At 62.4% G+C, this 1,119-nt stretch carries 1 protein-coding gene; it reads left to right on the top strand.

From position 1 onward, the window contains the following. Window positions 1–1,119, top strand: a 1,119-nt coding sequence (locus CW742_RS14485) for an AIR synthase-related protein (protein WP_292421594.1), incomplete at both ends; no start/stop codon positions are given.

The following is a 1,119-nucleotide window of genomic DNA, read 5'->3' as shown; positions in this document are numbered from 1 at the left end:
CGGCAGATCCTCGATGGCGTTGTTCGGGGCGTCGGGGTTGGCGGGAACTGCTCGGGTATCCCGACGCCGCAGGGCTTCTGCTGGTTCGACAACCGCTACGCGGGAAAACCGCTTGTCTTTGCCGGCACGGTTGGGATCATGCCCCGGGAAACAAGCGGGCGGAAGCTGCACGAGAAGACTGCGCAGGCCGGTGACCTCATCGTGATGGTCGGCGGCCGGGTGGGAAAAGACGGCATCCACGGGGCCACGTTCTCCTCGGAGGCGCTCGATTCCAAGAGCCCGGTCACCGCGGTGCAGATCGGCGACCCGATCACCCAGAAGAAGTTCTCGGACGTGATCGTGAAGGAGGTTCGCGACCTCGGGCTGTACCGGAGCATCACGGACAACGGTGCCGGGGGTCTCTCCTGCTCGGTTGCCGAGATGGCAAAGGAATGTAATGGCTGCCACGTTCACCTTGACCGTGTCCCGCTCAAGTACCACGGCATGGCGCCGTGGGAGGTCTGGATCTCCGAGTCGCAGGAGAGAATGACGCTTGCTGTGCCCCCTGGTGATCTCCGTGTATTCATGGACCTGATGGCACGTCGCGACGTAAAGGCGACCGTGATCGGGGAGTTCACGGACTCCGGACGGTGCGTGGTGGAATGCGGGGGCAAAACCGTGATGGACATCGGGCTTGACTTCCTGCATGACGGCCTGCCGAAGAAACACCTGACAACGAGCTTTGAAAAGAAAGCCAACCCGGAGCCGGCCGTCCCCTGCCCCGAACGTCTCGATGCAACGCTCGTTACAATGATGAAGCAAAAGAACATCTGCTCAACGGAGTTCGTCACCGTCCAGTACGACCACACCGTGCAGGGCGGTCACGTGCTCGGGCCGGTCCAGGGGAAGGGCCGGGTCCAGTCGGTTGCATCACTGACTAAGGTTGTCCTGAACTGGAAGAAAGCGGTGGGGCTCTCGCAGGCCCTTTTCCCGTCCTACTCCGAGATCGATCCCTACCAGATGGCCGGCGCCGGTATCGACACCGCCATCCGCGGCCTCGTTGCAATGGGTGTGCCACCGGACCGGATCGCGATCCTCGACAACTTCTGCTGGTGTTCATCCGATGATCCGGAGCGCCTC

It is taken from the genome of Methanoregula sp. (genome assembly GCF_002835825.1).
GTDB lineage: Archaea > Halobacteriota > Methanomicrobia > Methanomicrobiales > Methanospirillaceae > Methanoregula.
Note: the sequence above shows the minus strand (reverse complement) of the source record. Positions and strands in the feature narration are given on the sequence as shown.